The sequence below is a fragment of the Mycobacterium sp. ENV421 genome, from assembly GCF_002887815.1.
In the GTDB taxonomy this organism is placed as follows: Bacteria; Actinomycetota; Actinomycetes; order Mycobacteriales; family Mycobacteriaceae; genus Mycobacterium.
In genome coordinates this window covers 1-2816 of the sequence record NZ_PDHO01000100.1, presented here as the reverse complement: position 1 = coordinate 2816, position 2816 = coordinate 1, and the positions used below count along the sequence as shown (strand labels likewise).

Sequence of the window (2816 nt, the reverse complement as noted above, 5' to 3'; positions counted from 1 at the left end):
CACAGCAAAATCAGTCTGACCGGACCTCAACAGGGTCGATCCACGGATTGAGGCTAAGTGTTCAGACGGTGGAGACTAGGGCGTGATCACCGTCCGGCTGACCGGTTCGGCGACTTCCTGACGGCTGAAGATGCCGCGCTGCAGCGCGAGAATCAGCGAGTTCCGCGTCTCCTCAGGCGAGATCAGTTCATCGAATCCGAGGCTGCCCGCCGAACGGTAGGAGGCCTCGAGTTCCATGCTCTTGAGAATCTCGGTGACGTCGGAGTCGGCGTGCGAGGCGCGGCTCAACGCGGCCGCGCTCATCGCACCCATCGTCGCTCCCGGGTAGGCGAATGTCGCCACCTGATTGTCAAAGCCCAGCAGTGACATCACCATCGAGCCGAAGCCGAACGCCTTGCGTAAGGTGACATGCAGCTTCAACGTCGTCGCCGCGGTCTGTGCGGCGAACATCCTTGCCCCGCTTCGAAGTACGCCGCTGCGCTCGGACTGACTACCCGGCAGCATGCCGGGATTGTCGGCCAGGAACACGATCGGCAGGTGGAACGAGTCGGCGACCATGATGAAATGCGCGGCCTTGTCGGCGGCGTCGGAGTCGATGGACCCGGCCAGCTCGGTTGGCTGATTGGCAACGACCGCAACGGGATAGCCCCCGAGATGTGCCAACGCGCAGATGATCGCCTGGCCGAACTTCGGCTGGATCTCGAACCAGTCCGGCTCGTCGAAGACGACGTCGAGGACAGTGCGCATGTCGTAGATGTTGCGGTTGTCGCGGGAGATGATGTCGAGGAGTTCGGGAGTGGGGCGAAGGCCGGCCTCCTCGTCGTACAACCGGGTCGGAGGATACGACCATGCACTGGACGGGAAGTAGGACAGGTAGCGCCGGATGTCGTCGAGCACCGCTTCGTCGGTGTCGGCGACGTTGTGGATGACACCGCTGGGCAACGCGACCGCCGGTCCGCCGAGGTCCTCCTTCGAAATGTCCTCACCGGTAGCCTCTTTGACGACCGGCGGGCCCGCGGTGAAGATCGCGCCCTGGTCGCTCATGATCGAGAAGTCGCAGACCGGCGCCACGAGTGCGCCATGGCCCGCCGACGGACCGAGCACGGCGGAGATGGTCGGAACCTTGCCTGAGCATCGCGCCTGCGCGATCAGGTCGGTCGGGGTGCGGCCATAGTGTTCGCCGCCCGCAGCGCGGAAACCGGCCCCCTCCAACAACATCACCAGCGGAATCTTGTTGCGGAGCGCGAGTTCGGCGAGCCGGTAGCGCTTGGCATTCCCGCCGGGACCGATGCTGCCGGCCAACGTGGTGAAGTCCTCCGCGCCCACCATCACCGGCGTCCCGTCGATGCGGCCCGCGCCCGCCACCAAACCGTCCGCCGCGATCTCGCCACCGACGAGGGTGCCGAACTCCTGGAAGGTGCCGGGATCGAGGAGGTGATCGATGCGCGCCCGGGCGTCGAGCTTTCCCTTGCCGTGGTGCTTGGCCAGGCGTTCCTCACCGCCCATGGAATGCGCATGCTGACGGCGTCGACTCAGGTCGTGGAGCGTGTCCTGCCAGTCCTGCGCGTTGCTCATCGACGTGTCCTTACCGTGGCGGCGTTGACCATACTGAAGTGCTTACTGTAGCGTCTGCCGGCATGGGCGAGGTCGGCGGTCTCAAAGTCGACCGCGGCGTCATCAGCAGGCTTGCCGGGGTCGCCGAGGGCGCCCGTGAGGTCGAGCGACTCGGTTACGACGGGTGCTGGACGGCCGAGATCAGCCACGACCCGTTCCTTCCCCTGACGCTGGCGGCCGAGCACACCACCCAGATCGAATTGGGGACCTCGATCGCGGTGGCGTTCGCCCGCAATCCGATGACCGTCGCCAATATCGGGTGGGATCTGCAGGACTACTCCCACGGCCGGCTTCTGCTCGGATTGGGAACGCAGATCAAACCGCACATCGAAAAGCGGTTCGGCATGCCGTGGAGCCATCCCGTGCGACGCATGGGCGAGTTCGTCACTGCGCTGCACGAGATTTGGGCCAGCTGGCGTGACGGCACCAAGCTGAGCTTCGACGGCGAGTTCTACACCCACCGGCTCATGACGCCGATGTTCGTGCCCGAACAGCATCCGTACGGGTCGCCGAAGGTGATGATCGCCGCGGTCGGTGAGTTGATGACGCAGATGTGCGGCGAGGTGGCCGACGGTCTGATCGCGCACGCGTTCACCACCAAGCGGTATTTCGACGAGGTGACCATTCCGGCGCTGGAGCGGGGGATGGCCACCTCAGGTCGGTCGCGTAGCGACTTCCAGGTGATGGCACCGGTGTTCGTGGTGACCGGCGCGGATGAGGCCGAGATGGCCGCCGCGGCGGCGGGTTCGCGCAAGCAGATCGCCTTCTACGCCTCGACGCCTGCCTATCGGAAGGTGTTGGAGCTGCACGGGTGGGGTGATCTGCAGACCGAGTTGCACCGCCTGTCGCTGGCCGGCGAGTGGGACACGATGGCGACGCTGATCTCGGATGAGATCCTCGAGACATTCGCCGTTGTCGCGCCGCTGGATCGATTGGCTGCCGCGCTGCGGGAGCGCTGCGACGGGATCATCGACCGGGTGATGATCGGGTTGCCGTCGTCCGCGTCTGAAGACACCGTACGTGCGTTTCTTGATGAGGTGCGCGCGGGCTGAGTTCGGTTGTGGCTCTGGGGTTATCCCCAGATCTGACTTCATCCACAGATCGATTTCGACGTCTGCTTTTGTCGGTGGCCCGGGATAAAATTCCGACATGCTTTCGATCGAGGTGGGTGAGGCGCTCGACGCGATCGATGCGGCGTTGTC

General features: G+C 64.8%; 2 protein-coding genes. One reads left to right on the top strand and one right to left on the bottom strand.

Annotated features, from left to right (window positions below):
- Positions 1-75: 75 nt before the first annotated feature.
- A complete protein-coding gene (locus tag CRM90_RS29755) occupies positions 76-1575 on the bottom strand; it encodes an acyl-CoA carboxylase subunit beta (RefSeq protein WP_102810421.1) in 1500 nt (499 codons plus the stop codon).
- 62 nt (positions 1576-1637) lie between these two features.
- Between CRM90_RS29755 and CRM90_RS29750 the strand changes: the two genes are divergently transcribed.
- Positions 1638-2666, top strand: coding sequence for an LLM class F420-dependent oxidoreductase (locus CRM90_RS29750; protein ID WP_102810420.1), 1029 nt, complete (start codon positions 1638-1640; stop codon positions 2664-2666).
- Positions 2667-2816: the final 150 nt, after the last annotated feature.

Coding starts and splice junctions, on each gene's coding strand:
- CRM90_RS29755 (WP_102810421.1), bottom strand. CDS start 1,575: ATGAGCAACGCGCAGGACTGGCAGGACACGCTCCACGACCTGAGTCGA.
- CRM90_RS29750 (WP_102810420.1), top strand. CDS start 1,638: ATGGGCGAGGTCGGCGGTCTCAAAGTCGACCGCGGCGTCATCAGCAGG.